Origin of the sequence: Kitasatospora sp. NBC_00039, assembly GCF_045160625.1 — a bacterium.
Classification (GTDB): domain Bacteria; phylum Actinomycetota; class Actinomycetes; order Streptomycetales; family Streptomycetaceae; genus Kitasatospora.
Map to the genome: position 1 here is coordinate 112569 of NZ_CP108290.1, position 21689 is coordinate 134257.

Genomic DNA, 21689 nt, shown 5'->3' on the forward strand with positions numbered 1-21689 from the left:
GGAGCGCCGGCCCGCCGCCCTGCGCCAACCCCACCCCACCCCACGCACTACCCCGCAGGAGATGGTTCACGTGACAGGCGCACCCGTACTGGCGCTGCGCGAGGTCTCCAAGCGCTTCGGCGCCGTCCAGGCACTCACCGACGTCGACCTCGACGTCCACGCCGGCGAAGTCGTCGCGCTGGTCGGCGACAACGGCGCCGGCAAGTCCACGCTGGTCAAGACGATCGCCGGCGTCCACCCGATCGACGAGGGCGAGATCAGCTGGGAGGGCCGCGCCGTGCGCATCGGCCGCCCCCAGGACGCCCAGGCGCTCGGCGTCGCCACCGTCTACCAGGACCTCGCGCTCTGCGACAACCTCGACGTCGTCGCCAACCTCTTCCTCGGCCGTGAACTGCGCCGCCACGGCACGCTGGACGAGGTCGCCATGGAACGGCGTGCCAAGGAACTGCTGGATACCCTCTCGATCCGGATCCCCAGCGTGCGGATCCCGATCGCCGCGCTCTCCGGCGGACAGCGCCAGGTCGTCGCCATCGCCCGTGCCCTGGTCGGCGACCCCAAGATCGTCATCCTGGACGAGCCGACCGCCGCCCTCGGCGTCGAGCAGACCGCGCAGGTCCTCGACCTGGTCGAGCGACTGCGCGAGCGCGGCCTCGGCGTCATCCTGATCAGCCACAACATGGCGGACGTCAAGGCGGTCGCCGACACCGTCGCCGTCCTGCGCCTGGGCCGCAACAACGGGGTCTTCCCGGTGGCCGGGACCTCGCACGAGGAGATCATCTCCGCCATCACCGGCGCCACCGACAACGCCGTCACCCGGCGCCAGGCACGCATAGCGGAGGAAGCGAAGTGAGCACCAGCCAGACCACCCCCACCCCGGCCGCGGGAGGAACCCCCGCCGCACCGGCGACCGACCCCCGGCTGCTGGTCCGCCAGGGCGGCTTCGCCGGATACCTGGAAGAGTTCCGCCGCAAGATCAAGAGCGGTGATCTCGGCTCGCTGCCGGTCGTCATCGGCCTGGTCCTGATCGCCGTCATCTTCCAGAGCGTCACCGGCCACTTCCTGCAGGCCGACAACCTGACCAACATCACCAAGTGGATCGCCGGGCCCGGCCTGATCGCGGTCGGCGTGGTGTTCGTCCTGCTGCTCGGTGAGATCGACCTCTCGCTCGGCTCCCTCGCCGGCGTCTGCGCCGCCGTCACCTCCGTCCTGGCGGTACGGGAAGGCCTCAACGAAGGCCTGGCGATCCTGCTCGCCCTCGCCACCGCGGTGGCCATGGGCGCCCTGCACGGCTTCTTCTTCGCCAAGATCGGCGTGCCCGCCTTCGTCGTCACCCTGGCCGGCATGCTCGCCTGGAGCGGCCTGCAGGACTACGTGCTCGGCAAGCTCGGCACCGTCAACAACATCAACGACGGCGTCGTCGCCAACCTCGACACCTACTTCATCGGCGACGGCGACATCGTCTACGCCTGGCTGCTCGCGCTCCTCGCCATCGGAGTCTTCCTTGCCGGGCAGCTGCTGGACGCCCGCCGCCGCACCGCCGCCGGCCTGCCCGCGCGCAGCACCAGCGAAATCGCGCTGCGCACCGGCGCCCTCGCCGTGCTCTCCCTGGTCGGCGCCTACATGCTCAACCAGGACCGCGGCCTGCCGCTGCCGCTGGTCATCCTGCTGGGCGTGGTCGTGCTGACCGACTTCGTGCTGCGCCGCACCTCCTACGGCCGGCAGATCTTCGCCGTCGGCGGCGGCATCGAGGCGGCCCGCCGGGCGGGCATCAACGTGGCCCGGGTCCGCATCTCGGTGTTCATGATCTCCGCCGGCCTGGCCGGCCTCGGCGGTCTGTTCATCGCTTCTCAGCAGGGCTCCGCCGACAAGACGCTCGGCAGCGGGAACGTCCTGATGAGCGCCATCGCGGCGGCCGTGATCGGCGGCACCAGCCTCTTCGGCGGACGTGGCAAGACCTGGTCCGCGCTGCTCGGCATCCTGGTCATCCAGTCGATCACCACCGGCCTGGACATGGTCCACGCCGCACAGGCGATCCAGTACATGATCACCGGTGCCGTCCTGCTCGCCGCCGTGGTGCTCGACTCGGTCTCGCGCCGCACCCAGAAGTCCTCCGGCCGCGGCTGACCCGGGCGCTGACACGCGCTCGCTGACCCGCGGGCGCTGACCCGCCCTCCCTCGAACGGCCCGGTACCCACCCCCACGGGTACCGGGCCTCTTCCCTTTTCGCGTTCCCTTTCGCGTTCCTTTTCGAGGGAGCGGATCGTCCTGCCGGGGGAGCGGCCCGTTCCTCGGTTCTCCGAGGGAGCGGACCGTTCCGGCGTTCGGGGGAGCAGCGGTTCTGCGACCTCACCGTCGGGCCGGACGTCCGGGTCGCAAATGCGCCGGAGCCCGGTGGGGGCGGGCTGCTGGACTCGGGGTGACCACCGCCACCCCGACAGGACGGGACCATGTCCGCCGCCTCCTCATCCGCCGCCGCCTCCGCCTCCCCTCTGCCCGCCCGAACAGCCCGGACCGTTCGTACCGATCCCACCGCCCGTCCGCCACTGAGCGGCCGGTCCGCCGTGCTCGCCCTGACCGCGGGGATCTTCTCCCTCGTCACCACCGAGATCCTGCCGATCGGCCTGCTCACCCCGATCGGCGCGACCTTCCGCATCTCGGACGGTGCCGCCGGACTGATGATGACCATCCCCGGCCTGCTGGCCGCCCTCGCCGCCCCGACCGTGACCGCCGCCACCGCGCGGATCGACCGCCGCCCCATGCTGTGGGCCCTGCTGCTGGTGCTCGCCGCGGCCGACCTGCTCAGCGCGCTCGCGCCTGCCTACTGGACGATGCTGCTCGCGCGGATCCTGGTCGGACTGGTCATCGGCGCTTTCTGGTCGATCGGCTCGGGCCTCGCCGACCGCCTCGTCGCCGAGCGGCACCGGGCCGTCGCCACCGCCGTGATCTTCTCCGCCGTCCCGCTCGGCTCCGTGCTCGGCGTCCCCGCCGGGGTCTACCTCGGCGACCTCGCCGGCTGGCGGACGGCCTTCCTCGCGATGGCGGCCCTCTCCCTGCTGGTCGCCGCCGCGCTCGCGCTGACGCTGCCCCCGCTGCCACCCCTGCACGCCACCCGGCTCGCCGTCCTGCGCGGGCTGCTCGGCGACACCCCCGTCCGCACCGGCCTGCTCGTCACCCTCCTCGTCGTGACCGCGCACTTCGGCAGCTACACGTACATCACCCCGTTCCTCGCCGACGAGGCCCATGCCGGCCCCGGGCTCATCACCGCGGCCCTGCTGGCATACGGCGCCGCGGGCATCGCCGGCACCTTCGCCGCCGGCCCGCGCGCCCGCCGCGCCCTGCGCCCGACCTTCACCGCCGCCGCCGGCCTGCTCGCCGCGGCGACGCTGCTGCTCCCCGTCCTCGGGACCGGCCGGCCGGGCGCACTCCTGCTCTTGCTCGTCTGGGGATTCGCGTACGGCGCGGTGCCGGTCTGCTCGCAGGCCTGGTTCCTGGCGGCGGCGCCGCACGCCCCCGAGGCCGCATCCGTGCTGTTCACCGCCTCCTTCCAGGCGACGATCTCGCTCGGTGCGCTGGCGGGCGGGGCCGTGGTGGACGCCGCCTCGACCCCCACGGTCATGGTGCTGGGCGGCGTCACGGCGCTCCTCGCGCTGGGCGCGATGCGGCTCCGGGGCGCTCCCGGCGGCGGGGGCGACGCCGGCGCGGCGTCGTAAGCCGAGCTTCCGTGGGGTCGGGACGTTGGTCCCGGCTGCACGGGCCGTTCGCACCGCCTGTTGCGGGGGGCCTGCCGCACACCCTGGAAGGAGCACACCGCCGCCGGCCCGGGCAGGCCCGCGGTGCCGGAGCCCGAGAGTGAGGAAGTACCCCGTCCATGTCCGACGAGATCGTGTACCGCCTGGTGGACGCCTTCTTCACCCACTGCGACCACTGCCAGGAGCCGCCTGACCCGAACTGCCATCCGCGAGCGCACTGGCGCCTCTACATGGACCTCGATCGCGAGACCGTCGAACGGATCCGCCGGTGGGCCAAGGACCCCGCCACCATGCCGGGAACGCCGGCCGAGCGGACCGTCCTGCTGAGCTGGCTCGACGCCCAGGAGGCGTAGCGACTCCTCGGGGCGCGGACGCGGCCCGGCGGTGCATGAGCGCCCCGTCAGTGCGTGAGCGGCTCTTCGGTGCGTGAGCGGCCCGGCGGGGCGTCAGCCGTCCGTCGGCGCGCGGCCGGTCGGGACCGCACCGGCCGCGCGCCGGGCTCCGTCAGCCTGCGCCCGGGAGCCGGGCCTCCAGGCGGCCGGCGCGCACCCGGGTCTCGAACACCGGCTGCGCGGCGGTGGCCGGCCCGCGTACGACCTCGCCGTCACCTAGCCGGAAGGTGCTGCCGTGCCACGGACAGCGCAGGCAGCCGTCGACCACCGTGCCCTCCGCGAGCGGGCCGGAGAGATGTGAACAGCGCTCGGCGAGCACCGCGAAGCCGTCCCCGGTGGCGACCACGACGACGTCCACCCCACCGGCCCTCCGGCGGACCGGTTCACCAGGCGGGAACTCCTCGACCCCGCCCAGCTCCACCCAGTCCGCGGGCGCCAGCCGGTGCACCGCCGCCGCCCGGTTCGGCCCGGCCGCCTGCCGGTAGGAGAGGTGGCCGCCGAGCGCCGCACCGGCCGAGACGGCGGTCAGCCCGGCCAGGCCGAGCAACCGCCCGTGAAACCCGTGGCCGCGACAGCGGGCCACCAGCGAAGCCGCGTACAGCACGACCCCGGTCGTGTTGGAGACCGCGTGCACCAGACCGGTCCGTCGCCGCGGCGGATCCAGCCGGGCCCAGTCCACCCAGCCCGCCAGGGCGGCGGGGCCGACGGTGACCAGGCCCGCGGCGACCAGCCGGCCCGCCGCCCGCCGGTCCCCGCCGGTCAGGTCGAGCAGGCCCGCGGAGAGCCAGCAGCCGAGCGGCACCTGCACCAGGGCCGGGTGCAGCGGGTGCCCGAGCGGGACGCCGTGCAGGACGTCGCGGAACGGCCCGAGCGGTAGCGCCGTGACCGCGTCGTGCAGCGGCCCGGCCGGAGCGTCCAGGAAGTCCCAGCCCGCCGGCGCGTCCAAGGCGCCACGCAGCCGCCGGGACCACGGGGAGATGTGCGCGAAGGTGTCCATGGTCAGCGGCTGGCCGCTGCCCGGGATTCCAAACATGCGCGGTCCGCGCGGTGGCCGGCGTCAGCCCCTCGGCCGGGCCCCCGGCGGCAGGGATTCCAGCGCCTCGCGCAGCCGTCCGCCCGAGGCAGCGAGAAGCCGGCCGGCGGTCGGCGCGTCCACCCCGGCGAGGACGACCAGGACGGCGTCCTTGGCCCGGCCGCCGGTCGCGGCCAGCGCCGCCCGGACGGTGGCCTCGTCGGCGCCGGTGGCCCCGGCGACGATGCGGTGTGCCCGGTCCCGGAGCTTCTCGTTGCCCACGCGGACGTCGACCATCAGATTTCCGTACGTCTTGCCGAGCCGGACCATGACGGCGGTGGAGATCAGGTTCAGCACCAGCTTCTGTGCCGTGCCCGCCTTGAGCCGGGTCGAGCCCGCCACCACCTCGGGCCCGACCTCGATCTCGATGCCCAGCTCGGCCGCCGCCACCAGGGCGGAGCCCCGGGCGCAGGCCAGCCCCACCGTCAGCGCCCCGGCCGTGCGGGCACGTTGGACGGCCGCCACCGTGTAGGGTGTCCGGCCCGATGCGGAGATGCCCACCAGGCTGTCGGCCGGCGTCGGCGCCAGCGCCTCCAGGTCGGCGACGGCAAGGTCGGTGCGGTCCTCCGCGCCCTCGACGGCGCCCACCAGGGCCGGCGGCCCGCCCGCGATCAGGCCGACCACCTGGCCGGGCGCGGTGCCGAAGGTCGGCGGGCACTCGCTCGCGTCCAGCACCCCGAGCCGACCGGCCGTGCCCGCGCCGGCGTAGAGCAGCCGGCCGCCCCGCCCCATGCGGGCGGCGACCGCGTCGACCACGGCCGCGATGTCCGGCAGCCGGCCGCTCACCGCCTCGGCGACGGTGCGGTCCTCGGCGTTCATCAGCCGGAGAAGATCGAGCGTCGCCATCCGGTCGATCCCGGCCCACTCGGGCCGCACCGCCTCGGTCACCGGCTGCGAGGGTGGTTGCGTTTCCATGGGTGCACCCTCCCCGTGCATGGGCGGCGTCAACCCGGGCAGGTGCCCGGGGAGGGAGGCATGCCATGAACCAGGACCGCACCGTTGCCGCCCTGCTGGAGCGGTACGGCCGCACCTACGCCGAGGAGGCCGGTATCGCGCTGCGCGACACCCCGGCGCCGCTCTACCAACTGCTCGTCCTCACCGTGCTCTGCTCCGTCCGGATCGGCGCCGCCACCGCCGTGGCCGCCGCCGGGGAGCTCTTCGCGGCGGGCCTGCGGACGCCGCGCGCGATGACCGGGGCGAGTTGGCGGTCCCGGGTGGAGGCCCTCGGACGCGCCCACTACGTCCGGTACGACGAGAGCACCGCCACCGCCCTCGGCCGGGGCGCCGACCTCCTGCTCGACCGTTGGCACGGCGATCTCCGGCGCCTGCGGACCGAGGCGGGCGGCGCACCCGGGCGGGTCGTGGAACTGCTCCAGGAGTTCCCGCGGATCGGGCCGGTCGGCGCCGGGATCTTCTGCCGCGAGGCCCAGGCCGTCTGGCCGGAGCTGCGGCCCTTCTTCGACGGGCGCGCCCTCGCGGTGGCGGCTGAGCTGGGCCTCCCGGAGTCCCCGGCGGGTCTCGCGGAGCTGGTCCCGCCCGGGGACCTGGACCGCCTCGCCGCTGCGCTGACCAGGGTCGGGCTGGCCCACGGCGCGCCGCGTGAGCTGGTGGGGGCCGCTTCGTGAACGGGCCGTCCGGTCCGCCCGGCGCGTCAGGTCTGCCCCGCTCGGCTCGTCAGGTCCGCCGGGCCTGCCCGGCTGCGGTCCGGTCCGCCCGGCCCGGCCGGCTGCGGTCCGGCCACGCGTAACCGCGGGTCTGGCCACCCGTAGTCGCGGGTCAGGCCATCCAGAAGAAGACCGCCGTCATCCGCCGCTCCTCCAGTTCGGTGCCGTAGTACGTGGTGGCGCTGTGGATCAGGTTGGCGTGGTAGAGCAGCAACTGGTTGTAGCGGTTGGGGACGCGGACGTCCTCGGTGAACGCGTCGCCGGGGACGTGGCGGGTGCCGAGCGCCTCCACCAGGTTGTTGTGCGGCGCGTTGACCAGGTTGCCGCCGAGCCGGCCGCCCGGGAACTGCTGGCGGTAGAAGCTGGTCCCGGCGTCCTTGGGGGCGCCGGGGCTGAGGTAGAGCACGGCGGCGTAGCGGCAGAGTGCGCGGGAGTCGGTGTGCGGGCGGGAGGTCGACTCCCCGGCGCCGACGACCTGGACGCAGTTGTGGTTGAGCGTCCCGCCGCCGGGAGTGCTCTGCACCCAGAGCCGGGAGGCTCCGGTCGCCTTGCGGACCAGTGCCTCGACCCGGGCCAGCTCGTCCGGCTCCAGCCCGGGCATGGTGCGCAGCCCCGGCCACGCCTCGGGTCGGTAGGGGTAGCCCTCGGTCCACTCGCCGCGGGCCAGCACGCGCTCTCGGACGGCGTCGGGATCGGACAGTACGTCGTTGATCACCCAGTAGTCCCGGCCGGGCGTGGGTTTGCGGTAGGGCAGGACCGGCAGGGCGGTCCGCCTGAGGGGCTGTGAGGGCATGCGCCGACCATAGGGTCGGCACTGCCCAACTTTCTGCCGTGAGCAGGTCAACCTTTCGTCAAGGGGCCCGCGCCGGCGCTGCCGCCTGTCGTCGCTGCTCAGGGCGGTTGTCCTGGGGCAGGTCTCGATCACGGCGCCGGCCGGACCGCGTATCCGCCGAGGGCGCTCTGCAGTTGGTCGAAGGCGCGGCCGGCGGCCGGGCGGATGGCGTCGGCTATCGGCTCGTACTCCTCGCCGGCCAGGACGCGGCGGAACACCTCGGCGAACAGCGTCCGGTGGACTGCGGCGAGCAGGCCGGCTGCGAGCCGGGCGGTGAGGTCGGCGGGCGGGGTGCCGGTGGCCTCGGCGAGGGCGGTGCCGAGAGCGTCCTCGCTCTGCTCGTGGATCTCGCGAAGGCGGGCGACCAGCGCGGGGCTCTCGGCGATGGTGCGGGCGAAGGCGGGGCCGGAGAACCCGAGCGCGGCGTCGTGCCGGTCGATCGCGGCCAGGCACTCCCGGCGCAGTGCGGCCAGTGCGGACTCGCCGGGCGCCCGCCGGGCGACCGTCCGGGCGAGCCCGGCGACGATCTCCTCGTGCAGGTCGAGGACCAGGTCCTCCTTCCGCGGGAAGTGGTTGGTGACGGTCATTTTGGCCACGCCGGCTGCGGCCGCGACCTCGGCGATCGTCGTCCGGTCGAAGCCCCGCTCGATGAACAGCCGGGTCGCGGTGTGTGAGATCGCCTGGCGGGTGCGGCGCTTGTTGAGCTCGCGCAGATTCGGGGTGCCGTCGGTCATGGACGTGAGCCTAGCGCAGCCTCGCTGGGTCGAACACAGAAATTGTGCTTGACCCAATCAGTGGGTCGGACCTAAGTTCTGTCCTGGCGGCCGGGAAGGTCGTCGCAGGGGAGACTTCGGGGAGGGGCCATGGCCGGATCGGCGGCAGGTTCGCGCACGTCACACACATCGGGCGCGGCACGGGCCGGGCGACGTGTGGAGCGTGCCGGGCGAAGCGCAGAGCATGCCGGGCAACGGGGGAGCGGGCGCGAGCCGCTGCCGCCCGGCCTGATGAGGATGGGGGCCGTCCTCGCGCTGGGGCCGGTGCTGGCCCTGCTCGACACGACGATCGTCAACGTCGGGATCGACTCCGTCGCCCGCGACCTGCACAGCTCGATGACGGCTGTCCAGTGGGTGTCCACCGGCTACCTCCTGGCCCTATCGCTCGTCATGCCGCTCTCCGGCTGGGCCGCCGGGCGTTTCGGCGCCCGCCGGACGTGGCTGGTCTCGGTCGCGCTCTTCGTCGCCGGCTCCGCCCTCTGCGGGCTGGCCTGGTCGACGGGCAGTCTGATCGCCTTTCGGGTGCTGCAGGGGATCGGCGGCGGCATGATCCAGCCCCTCGGGCAGACGATCATGGTGCAGGCGGCCGGCCCGTCCCGGATCGGCCGGGTCATGGGCGTGCTGATGTTCCCGATCAGCCTGGCCCCGGTCCTCGGGCCGGTCCTCGGCGGCCTCGTCCTGGAGCAACTGGACTGGCGGTGGATGTTCCTGCTCAACGTTCCGGTCGGCCTGGCCACCCTGCTTCTCGGCGCCCGCCTGATCCCGGCCGACGTGCGACACCCGGAGCCGCGGCCCCGGCTGGACGCCCTCGGGCTCGCCCTGCTGTCACCGGGCCTGGCGGCACTGGTCTACGGGCTCGCCACCATCGGCGACGCCGGGGGCGGGGCGAGCGGGGCGGCCGTCGGAATCGGGGCCGCACTGCTGCTGGGGTACGGCGTGCACGCGCTCCGCACTCCGGGCGAGGGCCGACTGCCGCTGATCGACCTGCGGCTGTTCGCCCGGCGCGGCTTCGCGGTGGCCACCGCCAACTCCTTTCTCCAGGGCGCCGCGCTGTACAGCTCGATGTTCCTGGTGCCGCTCTACTACCAGCAGGTCGAGCACCGCGGAGCCGTCGAGGCGGGGCTGCTGCTGGCGCCGCAGGCGCTCGGCACGGCCGTCACCTCACTGCTGGCCGGCCGGATCGCCGACCGGATGGCCCCGCGCCCGCTGATCCTCATCGGCATCGCCTGCTCGCTGCTCGGCACGTTCGCCTTCACCCGGCTCGGCGCCGGCTCCGGCCCCGCCGACGGGCTGCTGGCGGCCTCGCTGGCCCTGCGCGGCGCCGGCATGGGCATCATCGTCATCCCCGGGATGGCGGCGGTGTACGGCAGCGTGGAGCGGGCCCACGTCCCCGCAGCCGCCGGCGCGGTCAACGTGCTGAACCGGGTGGGCGGCGCGCTCGGCACCGCGGTCCTGACGCTCGTCCTCCAGCACTCGCTGGCCGAGCATCCGGCGCACCGGGCCGCCGCCTTCGGCTCCACCTTCTGGTGGGTGCTCGGCCTCTCCGCCCTCGCGATCGCACCCGCCCTGCTCTATCCCGCCGGCCGCAAGCAGCACTGATCGGCCCCGCTGATCAACCGATCGCCGAAACACGCCATCGAATCACCGGCCGTCGAGACACCGGCCGTCGAGACACCGGCCGTCGAGACACCGGCCGTCGAGATACGACGGGCGGATACCGACCATCCACCGACCACCGAGATCCGAGAGAAGGACCCACGCATGTTCACCAAGCCCCCCGGACTCCGCCTGCTCACCGTGCACGCCCACCCCGACGACGAGTCGAGCAAGGGCGCCGCCACCCTCGCCCGGTACGCCGCCGACGGCGTGGAGGTCGTGGTTGCGACCTGTACCGGCGGCGAGCGCGGATCCGTCCTCAACCCGGCGCTCGACCGCCCCGAGGTCCGGGCCGACCTCACCCGGATCCGGCGAGAGGAGATGGCGGCCGCCCGCGAGATCCTCGGGGTCGACCAGCGCTTCCTCGGCTTCACCGACTCGGGCATGCCCGGCCCCGAGGAGCCGCTCCCCGAGGGCTGCTTCGCCCTCCAGCCGGTCGAGACCGCCGCGGCACCGCTGGTCGCCCTGATCCGCGAGTTCCGCCCGCACGTCGTCATCACCTACGACGAGACCGGCGGCTACCCGCACCCCGACCATGTGATGACGCACCAGGTCACCGTCGAGGCCTTCGAGGCGGCCGCCGACCCGAACCGGTACCCGGAGGCGGGCGAGCCCTGGCAGCCGGCCAAGCTCTACTACCACCTGGCGCTCTCCCGGGCCTGGTTCCAGACCCTGCACGACGCCATGACGGCGCACGGCGTCGCCTCGGCCATGGGCGAGCTGCTCGCCGACTGGCCGGACACCCCGCCCGCGCTCGCCACCACCACGCGGATCGCGTGCACCGAGCAGTTCGCCGTCCGGGACGCCGCGCTGCTCGCGCACGCCACCCAGATCGAGCCCGGTGCCGGCTTCATGGCGCACTCGCGCGACATCGAGCGCCAGGTCTGGCCGACGGAGGACTACCACCTCGCGCGCAGCGTGGTGCGCACGGCGCTCCCCGAGGCCGACCTCTTCGCCGGCCTGCGCCCCGGGGAGGCGAGCGGATGAGGCGCCTCAGCTGTGCGGCCCATGGCGGCCGACCGGGCCGACCGGGCCGACCGGCCGCGACGCCTTCTGCCGGTACGTCAGCACTGCCCGTCGGCGAGGACGAACCAGCCCGGGCCGGTCTGCTTGAGGGTGTGGGTGGTGAAGGTGTTCCAGAGCCCCATGCCCTGCCCGGAGCCGAGCGCGTAGGTGAGGCCGCCGCTCTGCGTCGCCCGCCCGGCCTTCACCTGGTTGTAGTTGTCGTCCGTGAAGCACTGCGGCGCGCCGCCGCCCGTGGTCGCCGTCACCGCCGCGGAGCGGGCACCCTCGACGCCCGCCGCGTCGACGGCCGCCGCGGTGTAGGCGTACGCCGTCCCGGCGCTCAATCCGGTGTCGGTGTACGACGCGCCGGACGGGCCCGCCACCCGGACGCCGTCGCGGTACACCGCGTACGAGGCGGCGCCGGTGACGGCCTGCCAGGCGAGCGAGACGGTGTCCGCGCCGGTGGCGGTCGCGGTCAGTCCAGTGGGTGCGGGCAGCGAGGGGTCGGTGGGGCCGCCACCGCCGTCCAGACCCCAGAACTGCGCGGTGTAGTAGCCGGAGCAGATCGTGTTGAGGAAGTAGCTGCCGGTGGCTCCGCACTGGTCGGCGCCGGAGCCCGGGCTGACCGCGAGCCCGTGGCCCATCCCCGCGACCGAGTAGAGCGCCACGGCGGGCCGGCCGCCGGCGTCGTTGTAGAGGGACTGGGTGGTGCCGCCCGGAAGGCTCCGGGTGGCGGACGCGTTCTGGCCGATGCCCCACACGTTCGTCCACTGGTCCCGCAGCTCGGTCGCGTTGACCGGCTTCACGGTGGTGTCGGCGCTGCCCTGCCAGATCGCGACCCTCGGCCACGGCCCGGTGTAACCCGGGTACGCCCGGCGGACCTTGTCACCCCACTGGGCGGGGGTGAGTCGCTGGTCGTTGTTCTGGCAGCCGGACGCGGCGCTCTGGGAGGTGGCGCAGTGGGCGGGCAAGCCGGAGTCGATCGCACCGCCGGCGAACACGTCGGGGTAGTCGGCCAGCAGGTCGGCCGCCATCCCGCCGCCCGCCGAGAGGCCCGTGACGAACACCCGACGGCTGTCCGAGCCGTACAGCGACTCGGCCTTGGAGACCATCTCGACCACCGACTCGGCCTCGCCCATGCCCCGGCCGTCCTTGTTCGCGTCGAACCAGCTGAAGCAGGACAGGCTGTTGTTGGCGGGGCCGGTCTGCGGGAACACCACGGCGAAGCCGTAGAGGTCGGCGAACTTGGTCCAGCCGGAGCTACGGTAGTAGTCGTCGGCGGTCTGCACACAGCCGTGCAGCGCGACCACCAGCGGCGCACCGGCCGGCAGACCCGCGGGCGCGTACGCGTACATGGCGAGGTTGCCCGGGTTGGTGCCGAAGCCTGTGACCTGCTGGTACGTCCCGCTCGGTGCGGCATCGGCCACGGTGACCGCGGTAGCCGCATTGGCCGCGGAGGCGCCGGAGACGCCGGAGACGGCGGTGACCGGAGTGACGGCAGGGCCCGCCGCCGCGGGCACGGTGGTGGCCGCGAGCGCGCCCGCCGCCAGCGCCGCGGCGGCCGTGCAGCGCGCGAACCGCCCGCCGCGCCGTGGCGGAGCGCCGAGGAAGGCCGCGGACGGGGTGGACGGGGTCGACGGGGTCGACGGGGTGAACGGGGTGGACGTACCGGTGGTGGGCAGCACAGCCATGGAGGACTCCGGGGTGGGGGAGGAGTTCGGGTGGGATGCCGTGCAGCGTGGCGCGTCCGGCCGTCGGGAGGTATGTGACGGTCCCCCGGCCTCGGGCGGCCCGTCATGGCCGGTACCGCCATGGCGCGGTCGTGGCCGCGGGCACCGCGGCGTTGTGGCTGAACGCGCACCGGACCACCGACCACGCGATCCTGACCGCCCGTCCGGCTGCCCGGAGCACCGGGCTCGACGCACCCGCGTCGTGACCGTGGCGGACGCCCACGGCCCGAGACACCGGGCCCCGGCCGTCGAAGCGGCCGGGGCCCGGAGCGAACGAACCAAGGGAGGTGAGGCGGCAGGGCTGCCGGTGTCAGAGCGCGGCGAGCAGTCCGCAGAGCGCGAGAACGCCGCAGATGCCGAAGTTGATCAGCTTGTGCGAGAGGAACACCGCGGCGAACTCGCGGATGGTCGCGCTGGGCCAGTAGTACGCGGCCGTCGGCGAGCCGAACACCTGCCCGTTGACGCCCGTCTTGCGAGCCATCAACGCGGCCCGGAAGGCGTGGAAGTTGTTGGTGACGATCACACAGCGGTAGTCGGGCTTGGCCTGTTCCATGATCGCCTTGCTGAACAGCAGGTTCTCCTCGGTGGTGCGGGAGCGGTCCTCGCGCTCGATCCGCTCCGCCGGGAACCCGCGCCCGACGAGGTAGTCGGCCATCGCGTGGGACTCCGGGAGCTTCTCGTCCGGCCCCTGCCCGCCGGAGGTGATCAGTACCGGCGGGTTGCCGCGCACGGCCTGCTTCTCGAAGACGTCGCGACCACGGTCGAGCCGGCTGGCCAGCAGTGGCGGCACCCGGTCGCCGCCGATCAGGCCTGAGCCGAGCACCACGACGAAGTCCACGTCCCGGCGCGGCCGGTGACGGCCGTACAGGAAGGCGTAGCCGACGAAGCAGACGAACAGGAAGGCGACGTACCCGACCACCAGCACGGCGGTTCCCGCGAGGATGCCGAGCCGGTAGGAGTGGGTGAACAGCGCCGTGGCGAGCAGGACGAGCACCGCGAGGATGCCGAGGCCCGCGAGCAGGGAGAGCAGGTTGGCGGGCCGGAGGCCCTCCTTCCGGATCATGGTCAGGCCGTTGGCTATCAGAAAGCCGATCAGCGCGAGGGTGCCGATCGCCGGTAGCAGGATGATCGCGGCCGCCGCCAGTTCGGCCACCAGCGTGGGCGCCTTGCGCAGTTCGGCGAGCAGCGCGAGGGCGAGGAAGGACACGGCGATGCCGAGCAGGACGGCATTGCTGAACTGGCGACGGTCGCGCAGGACCCCGATCCCGCACAGGACGAAGAAGAGGGCTGCTGGGGCATAGGCGATCATGTTTGTATCGTAGGTGCCCCGGTAGGACCGGAAAGACCGCTGGAACCGGGTCAGGCGCGGGCCTGGGCGGTCTCGGTTCGCTCGCTCTGTTCGTCCGAACCGGCAGGTCCGCTCGCCTCCTTGGGCCCGTCCGGCGCCGTCCGTCCGATCCTCCGTACGCCCGGCACCGCCGCCGTGCCGGCGCAGGCGACGGCGACCAGGGCGGCCGTGACCAGCAGTGGCCCGGTGCTGCCCCAGGCGTCCGCGGCCAGTGGCGCGAGCGTGTAACCGAGCGGTGCGGCGGCCAACGAGAGCAGCCAGTCGTAGGAGGTGACCCGGGCCAGCACCTGTTCGGGGAACTCCTGCTGCACCACCGTCTGCCAGACCGGGTTGAGGAAGCCGAGCCCGGTCATCGCCACGGCGTACGCGGCGACGGTGAGCGGAGCCGGGGCGGTGGTGGCGAGGGCGAGCAGCGGCAGCGCGTAGAGGGCGAGACCGAGGTTGGCGACCAGGACCGGGCGGCCCGGGCGCACCCGGCCGGCGATCAGCGATCCGGCGAGCATGCCGATCGCCCCGGCCTGGGTCATCGCGATCCAGACGCCGTCCCCGCCCAGCTCGCGGGCGGCGATCAGCGGGCCGAGGGTGAGCAGCACCGTGTTGGCGCCGTTCCACGCGCCGTGGGCGACGAGGCTGGTCCAGTACCAGGTCCGTGAACGGAGTTCGGTCCATCCTTCGGTGAGGTCGGCGAGGAACGGGCGGCGATCGGCGGGGGTGTGCCGGACGGTGATCCGCGTCAGCAGGGCGGCGCTGACCGCGAAGGAGGCCCCGTCCAGCACGAACGCCCAGCCCGCGCCCGCCGTGTACACCAGCAGGCCCGCCAGCGCGGGCCCACCGAGGCGGGCGGCGCTGGTGACGGACGCCAGCAGGGCGTTGGCCTGCATCCGCAGTGGTCCCTCGACGGTGGCCGCGACCAGCGGGGAGGCGGTGGGCATGGCGAACGCGGAGGCCGTGCCGCCGATCGCCTCGGCCACGGCGATGTGGAGCAGCCGCGGTTCGGCGCCGATCAGCTCGACACCGACGGACAGTTGTGCGGCGGCCCGAACGAGGTCGGTCACCAGCGCCACCACCCGGGGGTTGAACCGGTCGCCGACCACCCCGCCCAGTGGGAGCAGGAGGAGCCGGGGCACCATCGCACAGCCGAGTACGAGCGCCAGCGCGCCGGAGGAGCCGGTGGCCCGGGTGATGGCGATGGCCAGTGCGGCGGGGACGACGGCGTCGCCGAGGGTGGAGATGGTCCGGCCGGCGAAGAGCAGGCGGAAGTCGAGGAGCCCGAGTGGGTGAGTCACGACGGGACTATATTTCGGTGCCGAAATTTCGGCAACGAAATATCAGCTGTGGCCGGCGACGCCTAGACTCGACCCATGGAGCACCCCGAACGACGGTTCGACGAGCCGCGCGACTGGGCCGACGGCCACGTCGAGCGCTGGCAGTCGGTCCTGCCGCACCTCGACCCGGACATCGAGGGCGCCGTCACCCGGATGAACAAGCTCTCCCGTCACCTGCGCCGGGTGCGTGAACAGGGCGTCGCCGACTACGGCCTGCAGAAGCACGAGTTCGACACGCTCCACGAGCTGGCCGGTCGCGGCGGCCGCGCCGTCCCCTCCGAGCTGCGGGCCGACCTCAACCTGGCACCGGCCTCGGTGACCGGCCGTCTCGAAGCCCTGGAACGCCGGGGGTTCGTCGTCCGCACCCCCTCCACCGAGGACCGCCGCCGCGTCGACGTCGAGCTGACCAAGGCAGGCCGGGCGGCCTGGCAGGAGGCGCTGGACGTGGTCGGACGTGAGGAACACCGACTGCTCGGAGTCCTGGCACCCGAGGAGCGGCGTCTCCTCTCCGACCTGCTGCGCCGGGTGCTGCTGGCCTCGGAGACGCCCGCGCCGGCCGACGGGAGCGGGCGGGGTGGGCAGCCGCACCCCTGACGGCCGGGCCTGCCGGCGATGGCCCGCACCACGCGGTGCAGGCCATCAGCACATGCACGACATCTCCCGGAAGGGGTGAGCCACCAGGTCGGAGCACACCTCGACCTGCCCACCTGCGAGCCCTGCAGCCGGCTCTAGTTCCAGGGGCTCACCGAGAGGCGGACGGCGGCGTGCGGGCCGAGGAGTGGGGCGGCGGTCGCCGGGAGGTCGACGTGGCCCACCCAGGAGTCGGCGGCCGGGTCGTCGTCGGGGAGCGGGGCGTCCTCGGGCCGGAGGTCCTTGATCGCTCCGGCGATCCGGGAGTTCCAGTGGGCCCAGGCGGCCGGGCGCGGCCTGGAGGCGTCCACATCGACGATCAGGCTGTCGGAGAAGTCGGCGGTCCGTTCGAGGTGGTCGCCGAAGCCGAAGAAGCCGTGGTGCTCGCGCAGGGAGAGCACCCGCAGGTCGAGCGCGTAGCGCAGCGGTCCGGTCGCATCGGGTCGCGGCAGGGCGCTGGAGAGGAAGGCGGTCGCCAGCCGGACGGCGCCGTTCCCCGCGCCCCCGCCCCCGTGGCCGTCCCCGTCGCCATCGGCACTGCCACCGCCACGGCCGTGGCCGTTCTCCGCCGGGTCGGAGAGCTGGATCGGGCACCAGTGCGGTGCGACCCGCTCATGCATCGTCACCGGCAGCCCGCGTACCGAGAGGGCGACCTCGGCCTGCCACGTCACGTCGGGGTCGTCGGTCGGCAGCTCCACCCCGACCAGGTCGGCACGGACCCGGAGGTCGCCGAAGAGGAAGCGGCGCAGGTTCTGGTAGCCCTCCTCGGAGTTGACCAGCCCGTAGCGCCCGCTGTGGCTGCGGTGGACGAAGGCCTGCTGGGCGCCGGTGACCTGGGCGTTGGTGATCTGTACGAGCCCGTCGCTGCGCGGCCCGACCGTCGCCGCCGAGATCCCGTGGGCCACGTCGTAGTCGGTCGGGTCGGTGCCCACCAGGCAGAACACCCGGTCCAGGGGGAACGCGCCGGCGGCGTCCTCCGCCGGCCCGGTGCCGTCGTCGTCCGGCATGTCGACGGCTCGCCAGCCGTCCGGCGGCCCGTCCGGGGCGAGCCGGGCCGTCGGCGTCAGGTACTGGTACATCCGGTCAGGGCCGAAGATGTCCGCGCCGCTGACGTTGAGGGTGTCGCGCAGCGCCTCCGGGACGCCGAAGCCGACGTCGAAGGTGATCCCGCCGTGCGGCGTGCCGTAGGTGAAGAGCTTGGCCACGTAGTCGGCGGCCCGGCGGCCCGGGCGCAGGTCCGGGATGGTCTTCTGCAGCAGGCAGCGGCAGATCAGGCCGCCCATCGAGTGGGCGACCAGGTTGACGCGCGGCGCGCCCGTCCTGGCCTGCAGCTTCTCGATCAGGGCCAGCAGGTCGGCGGCGGCGGACTCCAGGTCGAACGGCTTGGGCTTGGCGCCCCAGGTGCCGGAGCAGAGGTCGTAGAAACGGTGGATCCAGATGCTGTCCGGCGGGATGTCGTCGTGGGTCTCCAGGTACGTCCCCTGACCGCCTTCGACGAAGATGTGGTAGCCCTCGTCGAGGTGCAGCCGCAGTAAGGGACTCTCGAACTGGTAGAAGACGGGGGAGTCTTCGCGCCCGACGCGGATGTGCGTCGAGCCTTCGTTGAATCCGTAGAACGGATCCGTGACGGCCTTCTCGATCCCCGAGGTGCCCCCGGCGTAACCCCGGACGTAGATGATCGGGAGCCTGGCGGACGGCGTGCTCATGGCCGGCCTGCCCTCTCCGCGGCCGGTACCGGCCGGCACCGGCCGACCTGTGGAAGTGGAGGTTCTCCCTCCAGTGTCGGGGTCCGCACCCGGGCTGTCACCCCCCGGGTGCGGACCGTTGATGACTCGTCACTACTCGTGTCGGGGCTTGTGCTCCGGAGCCGGCCCGGCGAACCGTTCGATGGCCGCGAAGACCGCCTCGCCCATGGCCGGGCTGCCGGTGTGCCCGGAGTCCTGGACGACCGTCAGCTCCGCGTCCGGCCAGGCCTTGGCCAGTGTCCAGGCGCTCTCCAGCGGCGCGCCGAGGTCCAGCGCCCCGTGGATCAGCGCACCCGGGATGCCCGCCAGCCGCCCGGCGTCGCGCAGGAGTTGGCCGTCCTCCAGGAAGGCGTGGTGGGAGAAGTAGTGCGCGGTGATCCGGGTGAAGGCCATCAGTGCGTCGTCCGGCCGGTCGGTGTAGGCGTTCGGCGCTCCGAGCACCTCGTGCGCGATCACCGCGTCCTCCCAGGTGGCCCAGTCGCGTGCGGCCTTGCGCCGGACGGCCTCGTCCGGGCTGTTCAGCAGCCGGCTGTACGCCGCCACCAGGTCGCCGTCCCGGTCGGCAGGCGGCAGCGCGTCCCGGAACGCCTCCCAGGGGCCGGGGACCAGTCGGGCGGCACCGCGGTACAGCCAGTCGGTCTCCTCGGGGCGGGTCATGGTGACCCCGCAGATCACGATCTCGGAGACCCGCTCCGGGTGGGCCTGCGCGTAGGCGAGGATCAGGGTGGACCCCCACGACCCGCCGTAGAGCAGCCACTGCTCGATGCCGAGGTGTTCGCGCAGCCGCTCCATGTCGGCGATCAGGTGGGCCGTGGTGTTGTGCTCCAGGCTGGTGGCCGGGTCGGCGGCGTGCGGCCGGCTCTGCCCGCAACCGCGCTGGGAGAAGTGGACCAGGTGGTAGCGCTCCGGGTCGAAGTACTTCCGGTTGCCCGTGCGCAGCCCCGACCCGGGGCCGCCGTGCACCGTCAGCGCGGGCTTGCCCTGCGGGTTGCCGGAGGCCTCCCAGTGGATCTGCTGGCTGTCGCCGACGTCCAGCCATCCCTGCGCGTACGGCTCGCTGTGCGGATAGAACTCGGGCATGCGGAGCACCTCCTGGGCGGACGGACGGGGAGTGGTGAGGCTACCCGCCCACCGCGGCGGCCGTCGACGCCGTTGATCCCGGTGGTGACGCGGCGGGGCGCGCAGGCTCCCGCCCGGAGCACCACGTCCGACGGATCGTCAAGTGTGCCGCGGTGTCAGCGTTTCTCCGGCGGAAGAAGTGCGGCGAGCCCGTCGATGATGCGTTCCAGTCCGAAGTCGAACCGGGTGTCCATCACCGGCTCGGTGAGGTCGCCGGCCAGGGCGACGAGGTTGGGGAACTCCTCGGGCGGCAGTGCACGGAAGCGGTCGCCGGCGGCGGCGACGATCTCGCCGCGGCTCGCGCCCCTGGTCTCGTCGGCGGAGATCGGTGACTGCTCCTGGAGGACGAAGCCCTGGACGTAGGCGCCCAGCAGATAGGTGGTCATGGCGGCGTCGGCATCGGAGAACCCGGCCTCGCGCAGCCGGTCCAGCTGCTCCTCCATGAGCCTCAGCAGGTGCGGGCCGGGGGCGAGCCGCCCGGCGACCACCTTGGCGGCGTCACGCTTGTCCAGCAGCAGGCGGCGGTAGCGGCGCCCGTACTCCAGGAACTGGGTGCGCCAGTCGCCCTCGCGAGGCGGCGCGACGGCGTCGGCCATGATCGCGTCGTTGAGGAGGTCGAGCAGCTCGTCCTTGTTGCGGACGTGCCAGTACAGCGAGGCCGCCTTCACGCCGACCTCGGCCGCGACCTTGCGCATGGACAGGCCCGCCAGGCCCTCCCGCTCCAGCACCCGCAGGGCCGCCGCGGCGAGGCCGTCCCTGGTCAGAGCGGGCTGGGTGTCGCTGTCGTCGTCCGCCGGCATGGGCCTCCGCTCGCCTCCCGTGGATTCGCGGGCTCGGCCGGTCCGGCCCCCGCGTCTCGCCGGACTCCCGCGGCCGCGGAAATCCCGCTTGCAATCTAACACTGTTAGGGGCACTCTGTCCGTGCCGGGCAGCCCCTAACAGTGTTAGGGGCTTGGAGGATGAAGGAGTACCCATGGGGGAGTCGAGCGCCCTGCGCAAGCGGCTCGCACTGGCGACACTGTGCGTCACCATGTTCATGTCCATGCTGGACAACGTCATCGTCAACATCGCGCTGCCCCGGATCGGGCGCGACCTGGATGCCGGGATCAGCGGCCTGCAGTGGGTGGTCGAGGGGTACAGCCTGGTCTACGCCGCGCTGCTGCTCACCGGCGGCGCGCTCGGCGACCGCTACGGCCGCACCCGGGTGTTCCGGCTCGGGCTCGCGCTGTTCACGGCCGGGTCGGCGGTCGCCGCGCTCGCCGGGACGACGGACGTGCTGGTCGCGGCCCGGATGCTCCAGGGCGTCGGCGCGGCCCTGCTCACCCCGGGCAGCCTGGCGATCCTGCGGCATGTCTTCACCGACGAGCGCGAGCGGGCCCGGGCTGTCGGCCTCTGGTCGGCCGTCTCCGCACTCGGCCTCTCGGTCGGGCCGGTGATCGGCGGGCCGATGGTCGACCACCTGGGCTGGGCCAGCGTCTTCTGGATCAACGTGCCGATCGGGGTGGTGGGGCTGTTCCTGGCGAGCCGGGTGCTGCCGGCCATCGCCCGGCGGGATCGGCGCATCGACCTCGGGGGCCTGGCGCTCTCCGCGGCCGGTCTCGGCGCTCTCGTCTACGCGCTGATCGCGGGCCCGTCCCGGGGCTGGACGGACAGCCGGGTGCTCGGCTGTGCGGTGGCGGCCGCCCTGCTGCTGGCGGCCTTCCTCCTGCTCGAACGCCGCCTGGCCGAACCCATGCTGGACCTCGGGCCGTTCCGCGACGGCGTCCTCGGCGGGGCCCTGCTCAGCGGGTTCATGGTGAGCTTCGGGATGTTCGGGGCGATGTTCTTCCTCCCGCTGCTGATGCAGGGCGTGCTGAGGTGGGCCCCGACCGACGCCGGGTACGCGGGCCTGCCGATGGCGGCGATGATCGTCGCCGGCGCCCCGGTCGCGGGGCGGCTGACCGGCCGTCACGGCCCGGGGCTGCCGCTGGTCCTGGGCCTGCTGCTCTGCGCCGCGGGGCTCGGCGGGCTCTCCCTCTACGGCGAGCAGGCGCGTTACCCGGAGTACGTGTGGACGCTCTTCGCCATGGGCCTGGGGATGGGGCTGACGTTCACGCCCGTCTCCATCGCCGTCCTCCAGCGGGTCGACCCGGCCCGGACGGGGATGGCCTCGGCGACCGTCAACACCCTGCGCGAGCTCGGCGGTGTGATCGGCGTCGCCGCCCTCGGCGCAGTCCTGACCCACCGCATGACCGGTAGCCTCACCGGCTCGCTGGAGCGGCTGGGCGTGGCGCCGGACACGGTCGGGCGGGCCGCCGACGCCCTGGCCGGCGCGGGCGGCGGGTACGGCGGCTCCGGGGCGGCGCTGCCGGGGCCGGTCCAGGCAGCGGTGGACGGCGCGTTCGTCGACGGCGTGCACCTCGCCGTGCGCTGCGGCTCGGCCGGGCTGGCGGCCACCGCCGTCCTGGTCGCCGTCCTGCTCCGGCGGGGCTCCCGGTCCGGGCCGTCGGCCCCGGTCGGCGGCCGGGGCCGGCAGTCACCGGCCGGTGTCGCCTCGGCCCGCACCGCTGGGCCGGCGCCGACTCGCCCGGTGAGCGCCCGCCCCTGAGGGACTGCGAGTGCGCGCCCGCCGGTGACCCCGCGCACCTGAGCGACTGCAAGGGCGCGCCC

Annotated in this window: 19 protein-coding genes; 9 read left to right on the top strand and 10 right to left on the bottom strand. The window is 73.8% G+C overall.

All coding sequences use genetic code 11. From position 1 onward, the window contains the following. Positions 1 to 61 precede the first annotated feature (61 nt). The 4 genes from OG286_RS36750 to OG286_RS36765 all read left to right on the top strand — a co-directional run bounded on the left by OG286_RS36750 (position 62) and on the right by OG286_RS36765 (position 4102). Positions 62 to 850: an ATP-binding cassette domain-containing protein gene (locus OG286_RS36750; RefSeq protein ID WP_331741217.1), complete on the top strand. Its 789-nt coding sequence runs from the start codon at positions 62 to 64 to the stop codon at positions 848 to 850. Beyond that, positions 847 to 2124: an ABC transporter permease subunit gene (locus tag OG286_RS36755; RefSeq protein WP_331741219.1), complete on the top strand. Its 1278-nt coding sequence runs from the start codon at positions 847 to 849 to the stop codon at positions 2122 to 2124. The genes OG286_RS36750 and OG286_RS36755 overlap by 4 nt, the downstream gene beginning before the upstream one ends. A gap of 323 nt (positions 2125 to 2447) precedes the next feature. After that, complete coding sequence (locus OG286_RS36760; protein ID WP_331741220.1) at positions 2448 to 3710, top strand: MFS transporter; 1263 nt, start codon at positions 2448 to 2450, stop codon at positions 3708 to 3710. A gap of 158 nt (positions 3711 to 3868) precedes the next feature. Next, positions 3869 to 4102, top strand: a complete 234-nt coding sequence (locus OG286_RS36765) for a hypothetical protein (RefSeq protein WP_331741221.1) — start codon at positions 3869 to 3871, stop codon at positions 4100 to 4102. A gap of 151 nt (positions 4103 to 4253) precedes the next feature. Here OG286_RS36765 and OG286_RS36770 read toward each other — a convergent pair whose 3' ends face one another. After that, the gene (locus OG286_RS36770) at positions 4254 to 5174 is read right to left on the bottom strand and encodes a Rieske 2Fe-2S domain-containing protein (RefSeq protein WP_331741223.1); all 921 of its coding nucleotides are present in this window, start codon (positions 5172 to 5174) and stop codon (positions 4254 to 4256) included. Between the two features lie 24 nt (positions 5175 to 5198). After that, positions 5199 to 6128 (bottom strand): N-acetylmuramic acid 6-phosphate etherase, encoded by a 930-nt coding sequence (gene murQ / locus OG286_RS36775; RefSeq protein WP_331741225.1) that lies wholly within the window; start codon positions 6126 to 6128, stop codon positions 5199 to 5201. 65 nt (positions 6129 to 6193) lie between these two features. On the opposite strand from murQ, the gene OG286_RS36780 reads away from it, so the two are divergent. Continuing rightward, complete coding sequence (locus OG286_RS36780; RefSeq protein WP_331741227.1) at positions 6194 to 6838, top strand: endonuclease; 645 nt, start codon at positions 6194 to 6196, stop codon at positions 6836 to 6838. 151 nt (positions 6839 to 6989) lie between these two features. Here the strand turns inward: OG286_RS36780 and OG286_RS36785 are convergent, their stop codons facing one another. Beyond that, positions 6990 to 7670 (bottom strand): DUF6445 family protein, encoded by a 681-nt coding sequence (locus OG286_RS36785; protein WP_331741229.1) that lies wholly within the window; start codon positions 7668 to 7670, stop codon positions 6990 to 6992. 128 nt (positions 7671 to 7798) lie between these two features. After that, positions 7799 to 8443 carry a TetR/AcrR family transcriptional regulator gene (locus tag OG286_RS36790; protein ID WP_331741231.1) on the bottom strand — a complete coding sequence of 215 codons (645 nt, stop codon included), beginning with the start codon at positions 8441 to 8443 and terminating at the stop codon, positions 7799 to 7801. Positions 8444 to 8719: 276 nt separating this feature from the next. Here OG286_RS36790 and OG286_RS36795 point away from each other — a divergent pair, with 276 nt between their 5' ends. After that, complete coding sequence (locus OG286_RS36795) at positions 8720 to 10081, top strand: MDR family MFS transporter (RefSeq protein ID WP_405358713.1); 1362 nt, start codon at positions 8720 to 8722, stop codon at positions 10079 to 10081. 162 nt (positions 10082 to 10243) lie between these two features. After that, positions 10244 to 11125 carry a mycothiol conjugate amidase Mca gene (mca, locus tag OG286_RS36800; protein WP_331741235.1) on the top strand — a complete coding sequence of 294 codons (882 nt, stop codon included), beginning with the start codon at positions 10244 to 10246 and terminating at the stop codon, positions 11123 to 11125. Positions 11126 to 11202: 77 nt separating this feature from the next. Here the strand turns inward: mca and OG286_RS36805 are convergent, their stop codons facing one another. The 3 genes from OG286_RS36805 to OG286_RS36815 all read right to left on the bottom strand — a co-directional run bounded on the left by OG286_RS36805 (position 11203) and on the right by OG286_RS36815 (position 15507). Then, positions 11203 to 12834: a PHB depolymerase family esterase gene (locus OG286_RS36805; protein WP_405358712.1), complete on the bottom strand. Its 1632-nt coding sequence runs from the start codon at positions 12832 to 12834 to the stop codon at positions 11203 to 11205. 349 nt (positions 12835 to 13183) lie between these two features. Beyond that, positions 13184 to 14182: a YdcF family protein gene (locus tag OG286_RS36810; protein ID WP_331741238.1), complete on the bottom strand. Its 999-nt coding sequence runs from the start codon at positions 14180 to 14182 to the stop codon at positions 13184 to 13186. A gap of 50 nt (positions 14183 to 14232) precedes the next feature. Further along, positions 14233 to 15507 (bottom strand): MFS transporter, encoded by a 1275-nt coding sequence (locus OG286_RS36815; protein ID WP_331741239.1) that lies wholly within the window; start codon positions 15505 to 15507, stop codon positions 14233 to 14235. 75 nt (positions 15508 to 15582) lie between these two features. On the opposite strand from OG286_RS36815, the gene OG286_RS36820 reads away from it, so the two are divergent. Further along, complete coding sequence (locus OG286_RS36820) at positions 15583 to 16140, top strand: MarR family transcriptional regulator (protein WP_331741241.1); 558 nt, start codon at positions 15583 to 15585, stop codon at positions 16138 to 16140. Positions 16141 to 16274: 134 nt separating this feature from the next. Here OG286_RS36820 and OG286_RS36825 read toward each other — a convergent pair whose 3' ends face one another. The 3 genes from OG286_RS36825 to OG286_RS36835 form a co-directional block, all read right to left on the bottom strand. Beyond that, complete coding sequence (locus OG286_RS36825; RefSeq protein ID WP_331741243.1) at positions 16275 to 17882, bottom strand: alpha/beta fold hydrolase; 1608 nt, start codon at positions 17880 to 17882, stop codon at positions 16275 to 16277. A gap of 132 nt (positions 17883 to 18014) precedes the next feature. Further along, positions 18015 to 19001 carry a prolyl aminopeptidase gene (gene pip / locus OG286_RS36830; protein ID WP_331741245.1) on the bottom strand — a complete coding sequence of 329 codons (987 nt, stop codon included), beginning with the start codon at positions 18999 to 19001 and terminating at the stop codon, positions 18015 to 18017. 155 nt (positions 19002 to 19156) lie between these two features. Continuing rightward, positions 19157 to 19840 carry a TetR/AcrR family transcriptional regulator gene (locus tag OG286_RS36835; RefSeq protein ID WP_331741247.1) on the bottom strand — a complete coding sequence of 228 codons (684 nt, stop codon included), beginning with the start codon at positions 19838 to 19840 and terminating at the stop codon, positions 19157 to 19159. A 173-nt stretch (positions 19841 to 20013) separates the two neighbouring features. On the opposite strand from OG286_RS36835, the gene OG286_RS36840 reads away from it, so the two are divergent. Continuing rightward, positions 20014 to 21627: an MFS transporter gene (locus tag OG286_RS36840; RefSeq protein ID WP_331741248.1), complete on the top strand. Its 1614-nt coding sequence runs from the start codon at positions 20014 to 20016 to the stop codon at positions 21625 to 21627. Positions 21628 to 21689: the final 62 nt, after the last annotated feature.

Excerpts from the sequence above, each read along its gene's own strand:
- OG286_RS36750 (WP_331741217.1), top strand. The coding sequence starts at position 62 with ATGGTTCACGTGACAGGCGCACCCGTACTGGCGCTGCGCGAGGTCTCC.
- OG286_RS36760 (WP_331741220.1), top strand. The coding sequence starts at position 2,448 with ATGTCCGCCGCCTCCTCATCCGCCGCCGCCTCCGCCTCCCCTCTGCCC.
- OG286_RS36765 (WP_331741221.1), top strand. The coding sequence starts at position 3,869 with ATGTCCGACGAGATCGTGTACCGCCTGGTGGACGCCTTCTTCACCCAC.
- OG286_RS36770 (WP_331741223.1), bottom strand. The coding sequence starts at position 5,174 with ATGTTTGGAATCCCGGGCAGCGGCCAGCCGCTGACCATGGACACCTTC.
- murQ (WP_331741225.1), bottom strand. The coding sequence starts at position 6,128 with ATGGAAACGCAACCACCCTCGCAGCCGGTGACCGAGGCGGTGCGGCCC.
- OG286_RS36780 (WP_331741227.1), top strand. The coding sequence starts at position 6,194 with ATGAACCAGGACCGCACCGTTGCCGCCCTGCTGGAGCGGTACGGCCGC.
- OG286_RS36785 (WP_331741229.1), bottom strand. The coding sequence starts at position 7,670 with ATGCCCTCACAGCCCCTCAGGCGGACCGCCCTGCCGGTCCTGCCCTAC.
- OG286_RS36790 (WP_331741231.1), bottom strand. The coding sequence starts at position 8,443 with ATGACCGACGGCACCCCGAATCTGCGCGAGCTCAACAAGCGCCGCACC.
- OG286_RS36795 (WP_405358713.1), top strand. The coding sequence starts at position 8,720 with ATGGGGGCCGTCCTCGCGCTGGGGCCGGTGCTGGCCCTGCTCGACACG.
- mca (WP_331741235.1), top strand. The coding sequence starts at position 10,244 with ATGTTCACCAAGCCCCCCGGACTCCGCCTGCTCACCGTGCACGCCCAC.
- OG286_RS36805 (WP_405358712.1), bottom strand. The coding sequence starts at position 12,834 with ATGGCTGTGCTGCCCACCACCGGTACGTCCACCCCGTTCACCCCGTCG.
- OG286_RS36810 (WP_331741238.1), bottom strand. The coding sequence starts at position 14,182 with ATGATCGCCTATGCCCCAGCAGCCCTCTTCTTCGTCCTGTGCGGGATC.
- OG286_RS36820 (WP_331741241.1), top strand. The coding sequence starts at position 15,583 with ATGGAGCACCCCGAACGACGGTTCGACGAGCCGCGCGACTGGGCCGAC.
- OG286_RS36825 (WP_331741243.1), bottom strand. The coding sequence starts at position 17,882 with ATGAGCACGCCGTCCGCCAGGCTCCCGATCATCTACGTCCGGGGTTAC.
- pip (WP_331741245.1), bottom strand. The coding sequence starts at position 19,001 with ATGCCCGAGTTCTATCCGCACAGCGAGCCGTACGCGCAGGGATGGCTG.
- OG286_RS36835 (WP_331741247.1), bottom strand. The coding sequence starts at position 19,840 with ATGCCGGCGGACGACGACAGCGACACCCAGCCCGCTCTGACCAGGGAC.
- OG286_RS36840 (WP_331741248.1), top strand. The coding sequence starts at position 20,014 with ATGGGGGAGTCGAGCGCCCTGCGCAAGCGGCTCGCACTGGCGACACTG.